The organism is Gracilibacillus caseinilyticus (assembly GCF_022919115.1).
Classification (GTDB): Bacteria; Bacillota; Bacilli; order Bacillales; family Amphibacillaceae; genus Gracilibacillus; species Gracilibacillus caseinilyticus.
In genome coordinates this window covers 150,508-169,598 of record NZ_CP095072.1, presented here as the reverse complement: position 1 = coordinate 169,598, position 19,091 = coordinate 150,508, and the positions used below count along the sequence as shown (strand labels likewise).

General features: G+C 38.9%; 15 protein-coding genes. 11 read left to right on the top strand and 4 right to left on the bottom strand.

The features are described 5' to 3' along the window. Window positions 1-14 precede the first annotated feature (14 nt). Window positions 15-164: a hypothetical protein gene (locus tag MUN88_RS00655; protein ID WP_244719643.1), complete on the bottom strand. Its 150-nt coding sequence runs from the start codon at window positions 162-164 to the stop codon at window positions 15-17. Window positions 165-938: 774 nt separating this feature from the next. On the opposite strand from MUN88_RS00655, the gene MUN88_RS00650 reads away from it, so the two are divergent. Further along, complete coding sequence (locus tag MUN88_RS00650) at window positions 939-2,465, top strand: BCCT family transporter (protein ID WP_244724246.1); 1,527 nt, start codon at window positions 939-941, stop codon at window positions 2,463-2,465. Window positions 2,466-3,175: 710 nt separating this feature from the next. Here MUN88_RS00650 and MUN88_RS00645 read toward each other — a convergent pair. Then, window positions 3,176-4,561 (bottom strand): aminotransferase-like domain-containing protein, encoded by a 1,386-nt coding sequence (locus MUN88_RS00645; RefSeq protein WP_244719640.1) that lies wholly within the window; start codon window positions 4,559-4,561, stop codon window positions 3,176-3,178. Between the two features lie 208 nt (window positions 4,562-4,769). Between MUN88_RS00645 and MUN88_RS00640 the strand changes: the two genes are divergently transcribed. The 10 genes from MUN88_RS00640 to MUN88_RS00595 all read left to right on the top strand — a co-directional run bounded on the left by MUN88_RS00640 (window position 4,770) and on the right by MUN88_RS00595 (window position 17,337). Beyond that, window positions 4,770-5,483, top strand: coding sequence for an AzlC family ABC transporter permease (locus MUN88_RS00640; protein ID WP_244719637.1), 714 nt, complete (start codon window positions 4,770-4,772; stop codon window positions 5,481-5,483). Next, window positions 5,480-5,812 (top strand): branched-chain amino acid transporter permease, encoded by a 333-nt coding sequence (locus MUN88_RS00635; protein ID WP_244719635.1) that lies wholly within the window; start codon window positions 5,480-5,482, stop codon window positions 5,810-5,812. Before MUN88_RS00640 ends, MUN88_RS00635 begins: the two co-directional genes overlap by 4 nt. A gap of 1,037 nt (window positions 5,813-6,849) precedes the next feature. Next, window positions 6,850-7,182 (top strand): PadR family transcriptional regulator, encoded by a 333-nt coding sequence (locus MUN88_RS00630; protein ID WP_244719631.1) that lies wholly within the window; start codon window positions 6,850-6,852, stop codon window positions 7,180-7,182. Continuing rightward, window positions 7,182-8,147, top strand: a complete 966-nt coding sequence (locus MUN88_RS00625) for a permease prefix domain 1-containing protein (protein WP_244719628.1) — start codon at window positions 7,182-7,184, stop codon at window positions 8,145-8,147. The genes MUN88_RS00630 and MUN88_RS00625 overlap by 1 nt, the downstream gene beginning before the upstream one ends. A 230-nt stretch (window positions 8,148-8,377) precedes the next feature. Then, the gene (locus tag MUN88_RS00620; protein WP_244724243.1) at window positions 8,378-9,916 is read left to right on the top strand and encodes a BCCT family transporter; all 1,539 of its coding nucleotides are present in this window, start codon (window positions 8,378-8,380) and stop codon (window positions 9,914-9,916) included. Between the two features lie 507 nt (window positions 9,917-10,423). Beyond that, window positions 10,424-11,128, top strand: a complete 705-nt coding sequence (locus MUN88_RS00615) for a response regulator transcription factor (RefSeq protein ID WP_244719625.1) — start codon at window positions 10,424-10,426, stop codon at window positions 11,126-11,128. Then, window positions 11,125-12,126 (top strand): sensor histidine kinase, encoded by a 1,002-nt coding sequence (locus tag MUN88_RS00610; protein WP_244719623.1) that lies wholly within the window; start codon window positions 11,125-11,127, stop codon window positions 12,124-12,126. The genes MUN88_RS00615 and MUN88_RS00610 overlap by 4 nt, the downstream gene beginning before the upstream one ends. Before the next feature lie 80 nt (window positions 12,127-12,206). Continuing rightward, window positions 12,207-12,971 (top strand): ABC transporter ATP-binding protein, encoded by a 765-nt coding sequence (locus MUN88_RS00605; protein WP_305852486.1) that lies wholly within the window; start codon window positions 12,207-12,209, stop codon window positions 12,969-12,971. Continuing rightward, a complete protein-coding gene (locus MUN88_RS00600; protein ID WP_244719619.1) occupies window positions 12,946-14,841 on the top strand; it encodes an ABC transporter permease in 1,896 nt (631 codons plus the stop codon). The genes MUN88_RS00605 and MUN88_RS00600 overlap by 26 nt, the downstream gene beginning before the upstream one ends. Before the next feature lie 438 nt (window positions 14,842-15,279). Further along, a complete protein-coding gene (locus MUN88_RS00595; RefSeq protein WP_244719617.1) occupies window positions 15,280-17,337 on the top strand; it encodes a 5'-nucleotidase C-terminal domain-containing protein in 2,058 nt (685 codons plus the stop codon). Window positions 17,338-17,489: 152 nt separating this feature from the next. Here MUN88_RS00595 and MUN88_RS00590 read toward each other — a convergent pair whose 3' ends face one another. Next, window positions 17,490-18,188 carry an ABC transporter permease gene (locus MUN88_RS00590; RefSeq protein WP_244719615.1) on the bottom strand — a complete coding sequence of 233 codons (699 nt, stop codon included), beginning with the start codon at window positions 18,186-18,188 and terminating at the stop codon, window positions 17,490-17,492. Then, window positions 18,188-19,036, bottom strand: coding sequence for an ABC transporter ATP-binding protein (locus MUN88_RS00585; RefSeq protein ID WP_244719613.1), 849 nt, complete (start codon window positions 19,034-19,036; stop codon window positions 18,188-18,190). Before MUN88_RS00585 ends, MUN88_RS00590 begins: the two co-directional genes overlap by 1 nt. Window positions 19,037-19,091 lie beyond the last annotated feature (55 nt).

Below are 19,091 nucleotides of genomic sequence, written 5' to 3'. Positions count from 1 at the left end.
CTTTAATAAAAAGATTAGTCTTCTTTCTTCCAAATAGGATCGCTGTTCTCGTGCAGTTTTTTATTGATTTTATAAATAACAAAAGGTACTAAAAAAGTTAAGATGAAGATGGAGCAAATCAAAATTAATTTATCAGGTAATCTTCCGATGATATTCTCCCACATGATCCTCTCTCCATTCATTGATCTTTTGCTTTATCGGAAGCGAAATGTTTCGTACAATAGCGTTTGCAGAAACTTCTGTCTTCGTACTATTTGAGATTAATTGATATATCATCGAGCGTATACCCTATTTGAAGGGAGGAACTGGGTAGAAGCTCCTGATTTAATACATGGAAAGTTGTTGTTTATCATCCAGGAATTTGCCCTCTCTCCGTTTTTAGTTGAATATTTTCGATAATATTTTTACGTACATTCTTGCTGTCTGCTAAACCATCAATATAGACGGTGGCACAGAGATGCTTTGAGCCTCGTATGGTGAATGTTCGTACGTGTAAATCATTCGGTTCATCTAATAATCATTTTCTATTTTATTTGTATTAGAATATTCATCATTATTTCGTTTCTGATTAAACATTTTTTTGCGAATGATAACCATCCCAGATTAAAGCAATCCTATTAACTAATTTTTCTCCAACTAGCCGTTTCTATACTTGGAGGAGGTATTCTTATCGGAAATGGACGATTTTACAGTGGTTAGAAGTTGTGGGGTGTGTTTTGACTTCTCTTCTATACTCACCTATAATGTGAAATCTGTGCTTAAAATAAGATTGGCAGGTGGAACTATCACTAAACTATTTAAGATTATTTGGGAAAGAGCGAGTTGCTGACTTTTGGAAAGCTTAATTTTTGAAAAAGAATAAAATTATAATAAACACGAATCAGGTTAAGATAAAAGTAACGGTATTACATTATAGGAGGAAAATAATGCGCGACGAGATAGAAAAAAAAAGCAGAATGGATTGGATTACCTTTAGTATTAGTGGAGGCATCCTTATTCTATTTGTCCTCGCTTCTGTTTGGGATGACCAAATAACTGGTCAGTGGATTAATGAGAGCTTTAACTTTTCAGTGAAGTATTTTGGAGCTTATTGGCAGGTATTATTGCTAGCAACCTTTGTGATTGGATTAATATTAGCTTTTTCTAAATATGGAAAAGTACGTCTGGGTAACTTGGTTAAGCCGGAAAATGATAATTATCGTTGGATTTCGATGATTCTATGTACACTATTAGCTGGTGGGGGAGTGTTCTGGGCAGCGGCAGAACCGATGTACCATTTTATCACGACACCACCTTTATTCTCTGGAATGGAAAATGGGACGATGGAAGCTGCATTCCCGGCAATGGCACAAAGTTTCTTACACTGGGGTTTTTTAGCTTGGGCCATCTTAGGTACCCTTGCGACCATTGTGCTGATGTATGCTCATTATCACAAAGGGTATCCACTTAAGCCACGTACTTTATTGTTTCCATTGTTTGGTAAGAAAATTTTTCGCAAAAGTGTTATAGGTACGATTACAGATATTGTTTCGATCGTGTCTGTTGCGGCTGGAACGATTGGACCTGTCGGCTTTCTTGGTCTGCAAGTAGGGTATGGTTTACAAGAAATATTCGGAATCCCTGATACGTTTTTTACGCAGTCTCTCATCATTATCTTCTTAGTAGTGATTGCTTCGATTTCAGCAGCCACTGGTATTGAGCGAGGTATTCAATTGCTCAGTAGAATAAATGTTGGCTTTGTGGTTGTGTTAATGGTAGCGATGTTGATTTTGGGACCAACGTTGTTCATCATTGATCTGTTTATTGGTTCGCAAGGCTTCTATCTGCAAAATTTCTTAACGATGAGTCTGTATCGGGTTGATCAGGGCTGGCTTGGTTATTGGACCATTTTCTTCTGGGGCTGGTTTATCGGTTATGGCCCAATGATGGCCATTTTCATGAGTAGAATATCCCGCGGTAGGACGATCAGACAATTAATTATCGCGGTTTCCATTATTGCACCGATTGTTAGTAACTTTTGGTTCACTGTCGTTGGTGGATCGGGTATTTTCTACGAAATGCAAAATGGAGGTTCGGTGTCCACCGCTCTTAACGAAAGTGGTATGCCGGCAGCTGTAATGGCGATTATGAATCAGATTCCACTAGGTTTCTTATTGTCTGTTGGCTTCATAATTGTGACGATTATATTCGTGGCGACTACTACAGATTCGATGTCCTATACAGTTGCGGTCACATTAAGTGGTACCGATGAACCGAACCGTTTCATTCGTGTCTTCTGGGCGCTTATGTTCGGTGTTGTCGCTGTCTGCTTATTAGCGATTGGCGAGGGAAGTATCACTGCTCTGCAGAATTTTATCGTAGTAACAGCAGTCCCTGTTTCCATACTGCTGCTCCCAGCACTATGGGATGCACCGAAAATCGCAGCTAAGATGGCGAGAGAACAAAAGATTGTGAAAAAGAAATAGAATAAACTAACTAGAAAAGCCACTGCTTATCAACCCAAGATAAGAGTGGCTTTTTTGAATGAAGAAAGCATATCATTCATCGCCTAAGGGCGGGTTCTTATAATGTGGATTATGTATAGTGGAATTGTCTGATATTGTGGTAATTTTGATAGAATTTAACTGCTTAGCAAAGCTCCGGAAATATGCTCCGCGTCCTGTGGGCACGGCGGTCTGCTAACTTAGGAAGGAAAATTCTTTTCTTTCGGATCTTCAGCTCGAGCTGATTCCACGGGAGTCTCCGCATATTTCCTACGCTTTAGGGAAAGTTCTACAACGTATATAACAGCAAAAAGCAGTCATGCTAGGCATTGTATTTTATCAAATTAAGGTGTGAATCTCGCAGATAGCGCTACACATCCTAGCTGCCGCATGAATTGTGGAGCTATACATTAGCGCAGGCCAACCACGTAGACTCCCGCGGGACAGGCAGGTGCTGAAGATCCACTTTGTGAAGCGATCTTCTTCACAAAGTTAGCTTCAGCCGTGCCCACAGGACGCGAAGTGGATGGCCGGAGCGGTGTCCCAGCACATGAATCATTTCAAAATAAACACTAAGCATATAGTTTACATAATCCATATTATAGGTAGCTATCATTAGCAATGAATGCATGTAAACAAAAAAGTATACAAGCATTCTTAAATTGATATCCATAACAATATCTTAACCATTCCTATTGGTTAAGATACTGTTTTAAAATTTGTAAACCTATTCGCAATTTATCCATAGACTTCGCAGACGACAAGGCAATGCGTAAATACTTATCAGGCGTTGTTTGACCACTTAGAAAACGATCAGAATGAAAAGCGCGAATGCCGTGTTCTTCTAATTGTTGTTCTATTTGATTGCCGTGTCCCTGGATTGGAAGCCAACGATAGAAACTAAGGGGATGTCCGTTTGTCTCACTAATTGGAAAATACTCAGAATAAATATCATTCGCTGTTTGTGCCAGCTGTTTTTTTTGTGTAATGATTTCATGCGCCTTGCCAGATAGGATCAATTCTGTAATAATCTCCACATCTAATGAAGAGGTTTTAAGATTAATATTAAAAATAGCCCGCAAAATTTTCTCGCGCAACACATCTCCATAAACCATATAGGCAACTCGTAAGCCAGAACAAATCGATTTGCCCGTACCACAAATATAAACCGTCTGTTCTGGAAGCAGATGAAACATAGGCTGCTGATAATCAGGTATAATGCCAGCTGTTAGAAAAGCGTGGATATCATCCTCAATTAAAATTAACCGATGCTTGCGGATGACCTCGGCAAGTTCTCGTTTTCTAAAATCCGGAATCATGATCGTAGTAGGATTACTGCAAGAAGGCATGAGAAAAATGCCGTGAATATTGGTTTTGTTGCACTGCTTCTCCAGTTCCTCTGCTGACATTCCATACGTATCACTGATAATAGGAACGAGCTGAATCTGATACATTTTGGCCAATTCGATAAAATTAGAATACGTATATAAATCGGTGGCAATCCGATTTCCCGGTTCAAATAGTGCCGACATGCTGATCGCTAACGCATTTTGCGCACCAGAAACAATCGCTACGTGGTCCTGGTCGACACTGATTCCGAACGATGCCATCCAATTAAGTGCTGCCTTTTTTTGATGCGGGATGCCCGTCGGATCATTATAATTGAGCAATTGCTCTAAATAATTTTTCTTTACAACCTCTTCAATCGTTTCTGTTACCATTGCATTCGTTTGTTCAAAAGAGGCGACAAATCCTAAATCGATATTCGTAGCGACTTGATCGGTTGAAATCGTAATCGAACGAGTCGCATTCGCCGAGACAAAGGTTCCACTTCCAGTAACGGCATAGATTAAGCCCCGTTCTTCACAAACTTTATAGGCGCGGGTAATGGTGGTGAAATTTAAATCAAGAAAATCAGCTAATTCTCGTTGTGGTGGCAGCTTCGTTCCAGGTGCCAAAAAGCCATTTGTTATTTCCTGTTCCAGCAACGCAGCTAATGACTGATAATAAGGGCGTTTCAATATTTGTTTATCAGGTTTCCAGGACATTGGATAATGATCGAATGAATTTACTGGCATGGTACACCTCACAATTTATAATTAGTACAATTATACCATTGATTGTATGCATATATCTGTCCAATTTTGTCGAAGAAAGCAGGGGAGTTCATCTTTTCCTGCATATGATGGTAAGCAAAAAGAATTGTAATCCATACAATTCTTTTGTTTATTGTATGGATTTATTGTGATAAAAATAATATACAGTAATTTATCAGGAAGTGATCGTATGACAGACAGAAATCATATAACAGCAGCATTACGTTCGGCATTTCCGCTTACCATTCCAATTATGGCTGGCTTTATTTTTCTAGGCATAGCATATGGGATCTTCATGAACTCATTAGGCTTTCATCCCATTTATCCGATTGTAATGAGTTTAGTGGTCTATTCGGGATCTATGGAATTCTTGGCAGCTACGTTATTATTAGCGACTTTCAATCCGCTATATGCACTGGCTTTAACGATAATGGTTAATGCAAGACATCTTTTTTATGGTGTTTCGATGCTGGAGAAGTATAAAGGGATGGGGAAGAAAAAGTTTTACCTGATATATGGTCTTTCAGATGAAGCTTTTTCAATTAATAGTACAGCATATATTCCAGACCATATTGACAGGGGCTGGTTTATGTTTTTCGTAACAATGCTTAATCATGGCTATTGGGTAGCTGGTTCCATCATAGGGGCGTATTTTGGAGCGCTTATCCCGTTCAATACAGAAGGACTTGAGTTTGTTTTGACGGCTTTGTTTGTCGTTATTTTGATGGACAACTGGATGAAAGAGAAAAAACATCAGAGTGCCATTATAGGACTGGGCTGTTCCGTTATCTGCCTTGTCATATTCGGAGGAGATCTGTTTATTATACCTACTATGCTCGCTATTTTAGCCGTATTCACTCTACTTAGAAAACCACAGGAGAAAGTCGAGGTCAGCACCGTATGACAATGAGTTTAACACAGCAGGTTATCACGATTGCGATGGTTGTACTAGGGACCATGATGACCAGATTTCTGCCATTTATCCTGTTTCCAGCTGGTAAGACTACGCCGGATTATATTCGTTACCTAGGGAAAGTGTTGCCAACAGCGGTACTAGGTCTGTTGGTGATCTATTGTCTGAAAGATGTAACGTTTCTATCGGGGTCTTATGGCATACCTGAACTAGTTGGTGTAGCAACCGTTGTCCTGATCCATTTCTGGAAGAAAAACATGCTTCTCTCCATTGCAACAGGAACGGTTGTGTATATGGTTATGGTGCAAGTAGTGCTTTAATTCAATGAAAAGGTGCTGTAGAAGTACCAAGCATCAATAAACAGAAATAGCCCCAGCGTATTATCTGCTCTTGGATAATACGCTTTTTTGCTAATATGGGAACACATGATGACTGTTATGAAAACAGATGGTGGAACTGCCCAGTTTTTCTAATGAGTAAAGAAGTAATCATGCTGAACATGGTTATGGGTTCTTATAATATGGATTAGTAAAGTAGAACTGTCTGACATTGTGGTAATTTTGCTAGATTTCATCTGCTTTGCAAAGCTCCTAAAAATTGCTTCGTTTTCAGTGGGCGCACGTCAATAGAAGTTGGAGTGAAGTGTCTACTTTTTTTATAGAGAAGAAGAAACGAAGCTATTGATAGAGTATGTTAGGCATCTACGTCGAGAAGGCATATTTTTTTATTGTGGAATTATACGGAATAAAACAGACTATAGTACGGTTTGTGGTAAAATATGTAAATTACTTTATAGCTGTATGTGAGATGCGGTTAATGGTCGAAAGAGGGGGCATTCGATCAAAAACGCCCTGTATCGTTTAAAGAGAAAGGGACAAAAAGTGGGGAGCAGTCACCAGAGATTTGTATCGTTTAGCGAGAAAGGAACCAAAGGTGGGGAGCAGTCACCAGAGATTTGTATCGTTTAGCGAGAAAGGGACCAAAAGTGGGAAGCAGCGCAACAAGATTTGTAGTGTTTAAAAAGAAAGAAGACAAATGCTGGTGTTTCCCGGCTGGTTTTGTCTCCTTAAAAAGTCTGTACCATAGCGCAGGCCGGCACATAGACTCCCACAGGGCGAAAAGTGGCTGGTAAAGGTGTCCCAGCACATGAATCATTTCAAGATGACCGCTATGTGCCACTTAACATAATCCATATTATAGGTAGTTGTATATTATTTTGTTAGTTAAGACCGGGCTGGTTATGCCCGGTTTTTCTTATTCGGAAAAAAATTACTTCACCTGTCGTAGTAATTATGGTATGATAAGATTACTACGACAGACGAAGTAAAATAACATGTGAAGAAGGGGGATCAGCTTATTGATTAGTAGTGATGTGATTCGCGGTTACAATGACACCATCATTCTTTATTTATTATTAGAGAAAGAATCGTACGGCTATGAAATTTCCAAAAGGATCAAGGAGCTGTCTGATGAAAAATATATCATTAAGGAAACAACGCTATACTCTGCCTTTAACCGACTGCTAAAGAAAGGGTTTATTGAATCCTTTCATAAAGAGCAGACCTTCGGCAAAAAAAGAACTTATTATAAGATTACCGAAGCAGGACTGCGGTTTTACAAAGAGAAGTGTCGCGAGTGGGAATTAACGAAAGATGTGATCAATCAATTTATTAAGGAGGAATTTCGCTGATGGAGACGATTATCAATTATTTAGATAATATGTTTGCTTCCCTTCCTAAAACATTGGAAATGAAGCAATTACGGGATGAGCTCTTGGCTAATATGGAAGAGAAGTATCATGAATTAAAGCAAGATGGAAAGACAGAAAATGAAGCGGTTGGCATTGTTATATCTGAGTTCGGTAATATCGATGAAATTATGGAAGCTTTTGATATTACCCAGGAGAAACAAACAGGATCAAATCAGCTGCTGACAGAAACAGAGGTTGATCAATACCTCGAAACAAATAGATTAGCAGCTAAATGGATAGGGATCGGTGTTTTGCTTTGTATTATAGGATCAGCAACTATAGTCTTTTTCACAGCATTATTTGAGAATGGCTATATGAATAGAAGCCTAGCTCTCACTACAGGTGTTATTCTATTTACCATACTCGTTGCCATTGCCGTAAGTCTGTTTATTTACGCTGGCTTGAAACTTGATAAATTTAAATATATTAATCAGCAGATGAATTTCGATTTGACTAAGGAACTCCACTATAAAGTAGAAACGATGAAAAACAATCAGCATCCAAGATTTGTGGCTGCCCTTATTTGCGGTGTTTCTCTAATCATCTTATCGCCTGCCATTCTTATTTTTATAATGGCTGTGAGTGAGCAATTGATTATCTTTGGTGTGGTCGTTATGCTGACATTGGTCGCCTTCGCTATTTATCTATTTGTTTATTTTGGTACGGTGCATGGTAGTTTTACGACACTGCTGGAGCGTCCAATTAATAGAAGGGCTGCCGAAAAGGAAGGACGTATAAACGGAGCGATTGCTTCAATCATCATGCCATTAGCTGTTATCTTTTTCTTGATTAGCGGTTTCGTCTTTGGATTATGGCATATTAACTGGCTTGTGTTCCCAATCGCTGGTTTGTTAATTGCTATTTTCAATGCTTCATATACGCTTTTTTCAAAAAAAGACGCTTAAATACCCTTTCCATATTTTGGTGTAATTGACTCAGTGATAGAACGAAGGGTGTTTTGACTTATTGTCCTCATTATCCTATAATTGATGATCTGTGCTTTTATCTGCAACCAATTTATCGCTAATATTCTAGAGTATGAATATTAATTCCAATAATGGAATTTTGCGGTTAGGCTAGCGGGATAAGGTTCATAGAAGTAACGATTATCTGGAAGTATTGTAGGAGGAAAATGATGGATGACTATACGAGGAAGAAGAAGAGTTTGGATTGGATCGCATTTAGTATAAGTGGAGGACTGCTTATTCTATTTGTCATCGCATCGCTTGTTGATGATAAATTAGTGGGACAGCTGATCAATGATTCATTCTCTTTTACAGCAAAGTATTTCGGAGCATATTGGCAAGTATTATTGCTTGTCATGTTTATTATTGGATTAATATTAGCGTTTAGTAAATATGGAAGAGTACGACTTGGTAAAATTGATCGACCAGAAATCGGAAATTTTCGCTGGATTTCCATGATTCTGTGTACACTTTTAGCTAGTGGGGGAGTTTTTTGGGCCGCGGCAGGACCAATGTATCATTATGTGACGACACCTCCGCTATTTACAGGTATCGAAAAAGGAACGATAGAATCCGCAATACCTGCAATGGCACAAAGTTATTTACACTGGGGCTTCTCAGCATGGGCATGTTTGGGTACGTTAACGACGATCGTGCTTATGTATGCCCATTATCACAAAGGTCACCCTCTAAAGCCACGAACCTTTTTATACCCAATGTTCGGTGAGAGAATATTTAAAAACAGTTTTATTGGCTCATTGGCTGATATTGTTTCGATCGTAGCGACAGCAGCGGGAACTATTGGACCAATAGGCTTTTTAGGTCTTCAAGTCGGCTATGGACTGGAAGCAGTATTTGATATTCCGAATACGTTTATTACCCAGTCTATCATTATTATCTTTTTAGCTGTGATTGCTTCTATTTCGGCAGCGACTGGTGTGAAACGAGGTATTCAATGGCTTAGCCGAGTGAATGTCAGTCTGGTTGTCATGTTAATGATTGCCATGTTCATTCTTGGACCATCGTTGTTTATCATAGATTTATTTCTTGGCGCAGAAGCCTTTCACCTGCAAAACTTTTTGTCTATGAGTTTATATCGGGTAGACCAGGCTTGGCTGGGATCGTGGACCATCTTTTTCTGGGGATGGTTTATTGGCTACGGCCCAATGATGGCGATGTTTATCAGTAAAATATCGCGAGGAAGAACAATACGAGAATTGATTATTGCTGTTGCTATTATCGCGCCAATTGTTAGTAACATTTGGTTCACTGTTGTCGGTGGTACAGGAATTTTTTCTGAACTGGAAAACCCGGGTTCTGTATCGACTGCACTTATTGAAAGTGGAATGCCCGCTACGGTGATGGCTATCATGAATCAAATTCCATTGGGAACTGCATTTGCGATTGGATTTATTATTGTATCAGTTGTATTCGTAGCTACCACTGCTGATTCCATGTCCTATACCGTTGCGGTGACATTAAGTGGTACGGATGAACCTAATCGTATTACTCGTGTGTTTTGGGCGCTTATGTTTGGCGTTGTTGGGGTATCGTTATTAGCGATCGGAGAGGAAACAGTCGGTATGCTGCAAAACTTTATCGTTGTAACTGCAGCACCGGTATCATTACTCCTGCTGCCATCACTCTGGGATGCACCAATCATAGCGAAAAAAATGGCGAAAGAACAAAATATCATTAAGAAAAAATAAGCCTGTGACTAAATAATTTTTAGTCACAGTAACAGCCGAACGTAACACGGATTTTCATGCATGTTATGTTCGGCTTTTTTCTTATGAAGTAAAGACTAAAACAGCGGATGTTTACAAACAATTGTTAAAACGATACGGTAAGATTATATAATTTCCACCTTCTACTCCACAAAGTTATTTACTCAGGGGCGATTGTCAAAACCTTTTGATTCTGTTTCCAAATGCTTTGGGCAATAGAACGATCCAATCGGCTAATTCAGCTTCAATTCAATACTGAGTTGATCGAAAGAGAGCTCCATCGGACAATCTCACTCCCCCTTTAAGCACTTCTTAGTTTTCTTCCACTTCTATTACGTGTAACTAGGACAATCAATATGTACATCTTGATTGTCCTAGTCACACATTCCCCCTCTATTTTAGGAATGAACGGATCAGTTAAATGGTCTCAAACGAAATGGATATGTTATATTAAACGTAAATCAATTAATGTGCTAGGAGACACCAGACATGGAAAAAATTATGATTGTGGAAGATGATATCAAAATCGCAGAATATTTATCTTCTTATATAGAGAAATACGGCTATCAAGTAATGATTGCCAAGGATTTTCATCATATTCTGGCCACCTTTCGCGAAGTACAGCCAAAGCTGCTGTTACTGGATATCAATCTGCCAAGTTATGACGGGTATTATTGGTGCCGGCAAATTAGAAAAGAGTCGATTTGTCCGGTGATTTTTATTTCGGCGCGAACAGGTGAAATGGATCAAGTCATGGCGTTAGATAATGGAGGAGATGATTTTATTACTAAGCCATTTCATCCTGATATTGTGATGGCGAAAATTAGAAGTCAGCTACGACGGGCTTATGGGGAATATGCGGCTAAGGTAGAGGAAAGGGTACTTACTCAAGATGGATTGAGTTTGTATCCGGAACGATTAGAACTGAGGTTTAAAAATGAAGTGGCCCTCTTAACTAAAAACGAAACCGACATTATGGAAAGCCTGTTGGAGCGATATCCACGTATTGCTGGCAGGCAGGATTTATTGGAAAAAATATGGGATGCTCAATCATATGTTGATGAGAATACCTTGAATGTGAACATTGCTCGTGTAAGGAAAAAATTTGAAGAGCTAGGAATTGAAGATGCTGTCGAAACGGTTAGAGGGGCAGGATATCGCCTTCGAATTACATGGAATGAGGAAGAAGCATGAAATTATTTCTTCGTGAACATTTGTTATTGATAGTGGTTCAGATAAGCCAGTCTGTATTGATCTCTATACTCTTTTTTTTAGACGGCTATCGAGATTTTAAGGTGAGTATTTACGCTGTTTTTTTATCCATCATATTGACAGCAGCCGTACTAGCTTATCGATATGCAAGTAGAAAAAATGTTTACCAAAAGCTGCAACATCCAATGGTATCTCTAGAGGACTCGCTTAAGACAACCGAATATACACCAATTTCAAAAGCACTCGACCAATTACTGATCTCGCAATATCGTCACTATCAGGAAGAACTGCAAAAAGCGGAGGAGAGACAGGATGAGCATTTGTTATTTATGGATCGTTGGGTTCATCAAATGAAGACGCCACTTTCAGTGATTGAACTAACTGCACAATCACTAGATGAGCCAGAATCATCCAGTATTCGTGAAGAAACAGATCGAATGCGAAATGGGTTGAATACGGTCCTCTATATAGCAAGGCTCCGAACCATTTCAGAAGATTTTCAGATTAAGCCTGTCATGTTATCCAAACTGGTACATGAAGTGAACGGTGAAAACAGGCGTTTCTATATTCGAAATGAAGTGTATCCACAATTAAAGGAAAAGAAACCAGGAATAACAGTGGAGAGCGATGAAAAATGGCTTTTTTTTCTGATAACGCAACTAGTACATAACGCTGTTAAATATACTACTGGAAAAGCAAATCAAACGGAGATTTCACTTTATGAAAATTTAGGAGAAGCGGTCCTGGAGGTAAAGGATTTTGGAATCGGTATCCCGATTGCGGATCAAAAGCGTGTTTTTAACAAGTTTTATACTGGTGAAAATGGGCGTGAATATCGGGAATCAACAGGTATGGGACTATATCTAGTAAAAGAAGTTGCAGATAGATTGGATCATCGCCTCGAATTGGAATCAACAGTTGGTAAAGGTACAACCATTCGAATCATTTTTTCCAAAACACAAAACCTTACATCACTGTAAGATTCGTGAAAGCATAATCGATAGTTAAAAGGTAAAGACTTGGCTATACTTTTACTATAAGTTTTGAAAGGAGAATGATTATGCTTAAACTTACAAAAGTAAGTAAGGTTTACGATGGTAAAGTAGCTTACCGTGCCCTTACTGATATTGATTTAGAAATTGAAAAGGGTGAATTTGTCGCGATTATGGGTCCATCCGGAAGTGGTAAAACGACTTTGCTAAATATTATCTCTACAAACGATTCACCGACTACAGGAACAGTAGAAATCGAAGAGAAAAATCCTCATAATCTGAAGAAAAATGATTTAGCTAAATTCCGTAGAAATGAATTGGGCTTTATTTTTCAGGATTTCAATTTATTGCATACATTGACCGTTGAAGAAAATATTGTACTGCCACTGACGTTAGATGGTACTAATGTTAAAGAGATGAAAGAAAAGGCATCTAAAATTGCTGAAAATCTTGGTATTTCTTCAATCATGAGTAAACGGACATCCGAAATATCTGGTGGCCAGGCACAGCGAGCTGCTATTGCCCGGGCAATGATACATCAGCCTAAGTTACTGTTAGCAGATGAGCCAACAGGAAACCTGGATTCCAAAGCATCAAAAGATGTGATGAAGATGTTGGTATCGATCAATGAGCAGGAAAAAGCAAGCTTATTGATGGTGACACATGATCCGCAAGCGGCAAGCTATTCAGATCGAGTTATTTTTATCCGAGATGGCAAGTTACATTCCGAAATTCACCGTGGGGAGAGCAGACAAGCATTTTTTCAGAAAATAATAGACATGCTTTCCTTGATGGGAGGCGATGGCAATGACTTTTCGTCAGTTCGCGTTTAATAATGTACTTCGTAATAAACGAATGTATATTGCTTACTTCCTTAGTAGTATGTTCACGGTGATGGTATTTTTCACTTTTGCCATATTCGCGTTTCATCCAGCGTTTACAGGTGGTTCGATCAATCAAAATGCTTTATTTGGCATGGCTGTTTCTGGTGGAATCATTTATGTGTTTTCTTTCTTTTTTGTCCTCTATTCAATGAGTTCTTTTTTACAATCCAGAAAGAAAGAATTTGGCTTATTAATGATGCTGGGAGCTTCCGACAGACAAATTCGACTAATGGTATTTTTGGAAAATATCTTAATAGGTTTTTTTGCGACAGTCGGAGGTATCTTGACTGGTTTACTATTTGCAAAAGTGATTTTATTAATTGCGGAGAATGTATTAATAATTAATGAATCACTTGATTTTTATTTTCCTTCTCTGGCTATCTTAGTGACGTTTCTGAGCTTTATCTTATTATTTTTCTGTATATCGGTATTTGTTTCGTTTATTCTTCGTACTAATAAATTAATTGATTTAATTAAAGGAGATAAACAATCCAAGGGAGAACCGAAAGCTTCTGTGCTCCTGTCCATTCTAGCAGCATTGTTACTTATTGCTGGCTATGGAACTGCTCTTTACGTAAAGGGTGCTACTGTTGTTTTTGCAATGATTCCTGTTATTTTAGTTGTCACACTTGGAACGTATCTTTTATTTACGCAATTAAGTGTTTTTATAATCCGTCTTTTAAAAGGGAATCAACTTATTTTCTGGCGGAAAACAAATATGCTGTTATTCTCTGACTTGTCATTTCGAATGAAGGATAATGCAAGGACATTTTTCTTAGTGGCTATTATCTCAACGGTGGCTTTTAGTGCGATTGGTACGCTATATGGATTTCAATCCTATCTCACGAAAGGTGTAAAGGATGCTAATCCATATACCATAGAATATTTACCTTGGGAGGATGATAGTGAAGAAGTGATCGAGAAGGATATTCATACGATTAATGCTATTCTGAAGGAAGAAGATGTAGAGGCTAAGATGGAATCAGCTGAGTTACGTTATTTTGAAACATCAGAAATGAGCAATGGCGTATTGATTACTCGTGCTTCTGACTATAATCGCTTTGCTGCCTTAATTGGAGAGAAGGAAGTACATCCAGATGAAAACGAGGCAATTGTAGTGGAACAGAGTGCTGCGATGCTGACTCAAGGGCCGAAAGCAAGTGAAAAGCTGATGGCCTCTAGTATTCAAATGGATATTGGACAGGAAATCCAACCTGAAGAAGTAGTGCATTCAGAGATATTTTCTGAATTAAATGGTTACTATGTGGTAAATGACAAGGCGTACGACCGGCTAGGATCACCATTGAGAACCGACTTGAGTATTGTATGGGAAGCAAAAGAAGGACAAGAGGATCAAATACTCGAAGCAGGAAGAAAATTAAACGAACAATTGCCACATAAAGCATATGCCAATGATTATACGCTTTATCAAATTAATAAAGCATATGGGCCGATTTTATTTATTGGTTTGTTTATTGGAATTGTCTTTTTTGTTTCCGCCGGTAGCTTCCTTTACTTCCGCCTATTTACTGATTTGGATGAGGAAAAGCGCAAGTTCCGTGCTATTGCAAAGATTGGTTTGAAAGAATCTGAGTTAAAAAAAGTGGTGCACCGGCAGATTGCATTACTATTCTTCTCACCAATAATTATCGCTTTGGTTCACGGTGCTGTAGCACTAACCGCTTTATCTCATCTATTCGATTACAACTTAACAGCAGAATCTTCGCTCGTGTTGGGAAGCTTCGCTGTCATTCAAATCATCTATTTTTTGCTAGTGCGATATTTCTATATCAAACAAGTGAAAAGTGCCATTTTATAAGAAATTCGGGACAAGAGGACGGTTCTCTTGTCCCTTTTCTGTCAATAGGGTAATTTGCTGAAGAGTGTAAAGAGCTGGATGCCAATAAACGTTAAACACAGTAAATAGCAGTGGTTCTTAGCATTATAATTTAAAAGGAGTATGATGGTAACATTTCTGATAGCTTATACATACCGATCAATCACCCGAATAATTTCAAAATTACCACTATGCTGTTAACATAATTCGTATTACTAGCAGCTATAGAATTCTAGATATTACAGAGGGGGATTTTCTGCAAAAATTTACAAGTATTTTACGAGCGTGTCATTATCGTTTAATAAATTATTTTTAAAATGAAAGAAGATGGTAAAAAAAGGAGGATTATTGTAGGATGATAGCATAGCACACTATCACGACTTACTTCTATTTAAAAAAATTATTTAGGAGGCAATGATAATGTTTAGCTCTAGACTGACCATTTTTTCTTTGAAGTTGTATGTGATGGCAATTGTCGTATTAGCGCTCGTGTTACCTGTAAGTATGTTTGCTGCCGAAGATGATAATGAGAATTATTCGTTAACACTTATGCATATGAATGACACCCATGCACATGTAGAACCATTACCAAAGATGTTAACGGCAATAAAGGAAGTGCGTGCAGAAAATCCGGAAGCATTGTTATTCCATGCCGGCGATGTTTTCTCAGGAACCTTGTATTTTAGCCAGTTTAAAGGACAAGCTGATTTAGCATTATTAAATATGATGGATTTCGATGCCATGGTTTTTGGTAATCATGAGTTTGATCTCGGTTCTGGTGAAAATGGGCATGAGTCTTTATCAAAATTCGTAGCAGCAGCAGACTTCCCTTTGCTTGGGACAAATGTTGATTTTTCAGGAGATTCGTTTATGAACAGTTACATAAATGATCAAAAATTTGCGGAGTCACCAGAAAATGGATCCGTGTATAATGGTATTATAAAAGAAATTAACGGCGAAAAAGTAGGAATCTTCGGCTTAACAACGGAAGATACGGCAAATATATCAAGCCCGGTTAATGTAAAGTTTTTAAACTATATGGAAGAAGCACAGCGGGCGGTTGCTGCCTTTGAAGAGCAAGGTGTCAATAAAATTATTGCAGTCAATCATCTTGGTTATAACAGTAATCCGAACATGGGCAATGATGTGCAACTGGCAACTGTCGTTGATGGTATTGATATTATTGTCGGTGGACACTCCCATACAAGATTGGACGAGCCAGACATCGTTTCGACAGATAAAAATGGTGCTGAGAAAGATCCAACTGTTATTGTTCAAGCTTATCAGTATGCGCAAATGCTTGGGACATTAGATGTGTCATTTGATGAGAATGGAACAGTTGTTGACTATGGTGGTCAATTAATCGATGTAAATGAAAAAGAAGCCGATCCTGAAGCGGAAGAAGTACTCACCTCATACAAAGATGAGGTCGATGCATTAGCCAATCAGGAGACAGGTGCTGTTGCTATAGAGTCTATTCCAAATCCGCGTCTCAGTGATAGTGATGTCAGCGTGCGTGCGAATGAAACAGCATTAGGTAATTTAATAACCGATGCCATGCTTTCAAAAGCGCAGGAAAAAGAACCAGATGTCGTGGTTGCGATGCAAAATGGTGGTGGTATCCGTGCCGCCATTGATCAAGGTCCGATTACGGTTGGTGAAGTAATTGCGGTGTTACCGTTCGGCAATGATCCAGTGGTTACTGAACTAACAGGTGGAGAAATTAAGAAAATCTTAGAGCACAGTGTTCGTCAGGCTCCTAAAGAAAGCGGCGGATTCCTGCAAGTTGCCGGTATGAAAGTTAGTTATGACAGTACCCAGGAACCCGGGTCTCGCATTGTGAAGATGGAAGTGGAAATCGATGGGAAGTATCAGGAAATCAAAGCCGGTCAGACTTATTTAGTAACGACGAATAATTTTACTGGTAAAGGTGGAGACGGTTTTGAAGTATTTGCCCAAGCTTACAATGAAGGGCGCGTCAGAGATATTGGTGAAATTGACTGGGAACAATTACGCGAGTATATGATAGATGATTTAAATGGTAAGGTTGCTCCAGAGGTGGAAGGGCGAATTACGGATTTACTCGGAGAGGATCCAGAGCAGCCTGACGAGAATGAGGAAGATGCAGAAGAGGGTACAGACGAAGACAATTCTGGCAATGATAATAACAATTCTGGCAATGATAATAACAATTCTGAAAAAAATTCAGACAACGCAAGTAAGAACGGAGGAAACGATCCAACAGACAATACCGGTTCGGAAACAGAAGAGAATAGTCAAGATTCGGAAGAAGAAACTCAACAAGAACTCTCTGATGATAGCGTCACGGAATCCAATTCAGAGGAAGATACTAACAAAGAATCTGGTGAGCGACTGCCAGACACGGCAACCAATATGAATAGGTTGATTTTGATTGGCGGGATTTTAATGATGCTTGGTGTAGCAATTTTCATATATAGAAGAATAAAAATGTCTTAAGGTAAGTGACAAGATAGGATACGAAGCTGATATATAACGATTTTAATGTGACAGGGCATTCTTTTTGGAAATGCCCTGTTTTTATATGGATTTATGAAAAAAAAGAATGGCGCCTAAGCACCACTCTCCAGCACCCAACTATTGGCTATAACTTACTCATCCGTCACAGTTTTTCTAAAGCATACGTACATAAAGATCGCAGCAGCCACAACCCATATACTGGAAACCCCTAAAGGCAGCCAAGACGAAGTATTATGGATTTCGATTGCCTGCATGATAGGGAACAGCTCAAGAATTTTCATTATAATATTATCCTCGCTTAACCCAATGATAGAGAACATAGGGGTGAAACCGAAAAGAAACATAACAGGCATGCCGTAAGCAGATGTAGAAGCCATCGATTTTGCAAAAAGGCCGATACCTATGCCAAGCATGAGAAAGAACAAAAACAATAGAACCAGGCTTATGATCGGTCTAATGTCTAGTATGGGATCAATGCCGATAATGAGCAACGAAACAACCAACGTAATAAATGTAATGATGCTGGTAACTAGACTTTTGCCGACAATGATGTCTACAAATGTGGCGGGTGATAAGATCAATCCTCTTAAGGTTTTCTTTTCATTTTCCTCTGCCATCATTGTCATAATCGTAACAGAGGTAACCGTCGAAAAGGTTACTCCTACAATAATATAGATCATAAGCATTGGCATTTGCGCTTCACTGTCTCCGATTCGGTCATAAAGTAGCGCTAATACAATCGAGATGAAAGGCATCATCAGTAAGGTTATGTTTTTTATAAAATCTTTACTGTCTTTTTCAAAAATGGCACTAATACGTTGAACATTCATCAAACCAACTCCTTTCCGGTTACTTCAAGAAAGATATCGCCAAGCGTAGGATTATCCGTATGCATTGTTTTCACTTCTCCATTTGCAATCAGTTCTTTCATCTGTTCGGCACTATTTGGTTCGTTCTCAAAGACCAAGCGTCGCCCATCAAATGTCTCGACATGAAAGGCATGGGTGGAATATTTGTAACGAAGTGCCTCTGGAGTGTCAAGTTCTTGTATTTTTCCTCCATCTAAGAAAGCGACCCTGTCACATAATGTGGTTGCTTCTTCCATGTTATGGGTAGTTAGGAAAATCGTCGTACCCGCTTCATTTAGCTTACGCAGTCCGCGGTGAATTTGCGCAATGTTTCCAGGATCCAAGGCAGAGGTTGGTTCATCAAGAAATACTAAATCAGGCTTATGAATCAGGGCCTTCGCAAGTAAAACCCGTTGCTTCATCCCTTTGGATAATTTGGAGACCGTTTTGGACTGTTCGCCTTCCAAATTAACTTCCTTAAGAATCGTATCAATAGCTGTAAGCGGCGTATTGTATAATTTACAAAATAATTTCAAGTTGTCATAAACCGTGAGTCGTTCATAGAGCGCACTATTATCGGAGAGAATGCCAATCATGGATTTGAACGCGGGTGTTCGAAATTGTTTAGCGTTTATTCCTAATACGTTAATTTCACCTTGTGTCTGTTTCATTTCTCCTGTTAACATTTTAACGGTTGTGGTTTTTCCTGATCCACTTGGACCGAGTAAGCCAAAAATTTCTCCTCTGTTCAGATGAAAATGAATATGATCAATAGCGATGACTTGATCAAATACCTTTCGTACGTTTTTTACTTCAATTGCATGTTCCAATCGAATACCTCCTTTGATGTGGTACCTTCATTGTAGCTTGATGCAAGGAGGTGTT

What these genes read in the sequence shown, in the direction of transcription:
- MUN88_RS00655 (WP_244719643.1), bottom strand. Translation starts at nt 164, where the DNA reads ATGTGGGAGAATATCATCGGAAGATTACCTGATAAATTAATTTTGATT.
- MUN88_RS00645 (WP_244719640.1), bottom strand. Translation starts at nt 4,561, where the DNA reads ATGCCAGTAAATTCATTCGATCATTATCCAATGTCCTGGAAACCTGAT.
- MUN88_RS00640 (WP_244719637.1), top strand. Translation starts at nt 4,770, where the DNA reads ATGACAGACAGAAATCATATAACAGCAGCATTACGTTCGGCATTTCCG.
- MUN88_RS00635 (WP_244719635.1), top strand. Translation starts at nt 5,480, where the DNA reads ATGACAATGAGTTTAACACAGCAGGTTATCACGATTGCGATGGTTGTA.
- MUN88_RS00625 (WP_244719628.1), top strand. Translation starts at nt 7,182, where the DNA reads ATGGAGACGATTATCAATTATTTAGATAATATGTTTGCTTCCCTTCCT.
- MUN88_RS00620 (WP_244724243.1), top strand. Translation starts at nt 8,378, where the DNA reads ATGGATGACTATACGAGGAAGAAGAAGAGTTTGGATTGGATCGCATTT.
- MUN88_RS00615 (WP_244719625.1), top strand. Translation starts at nt 10,424, where the DNA reads ATGGAAAAAATTATGATTGTGGAAGATGATATCAAAATCGCAGAATAT.
- MUN88_RS00610 (WP_244719623.1), top strand. Translation starts at nt 11,125, where the DNA reads ATGAAATTATTTCTTCGTGAACATTTGTTATTGATAGTGGTTCAGATA.
- MUN88_RS00605 (WP_305852486.1), top strand. Translation starts at nt 12,207, where the DNA reads ATGCTTAAACTTACAAAAGTAAGTAAGGTTTACGATGGTAAAGTAGCT.
- MUN88_RS00600 (WP_244719619.1), top strand. Translation starts at nt 12,946, where the DNA reads ATGACTTTTCGTCAGTTCGCGTTTAATAATGTACTTCGTAATAAACGA.
- MUN88_RS00595 (WP_244719617.1), top strand. Translation starts at nt 15,280, where the DNA reads ATGTTTAGCTCTAGACTGACCATTTTTTCTTTGAAGTTGTATGTGATG.
- MUN88_RS00590 (WP_244719615.1), bottom strand. Translation starts at nt 18,188, where the DNA reads ATGAATGTTCAACGTATTAGTGCCATTTTTGAAAAAGACAGTAAAGAT.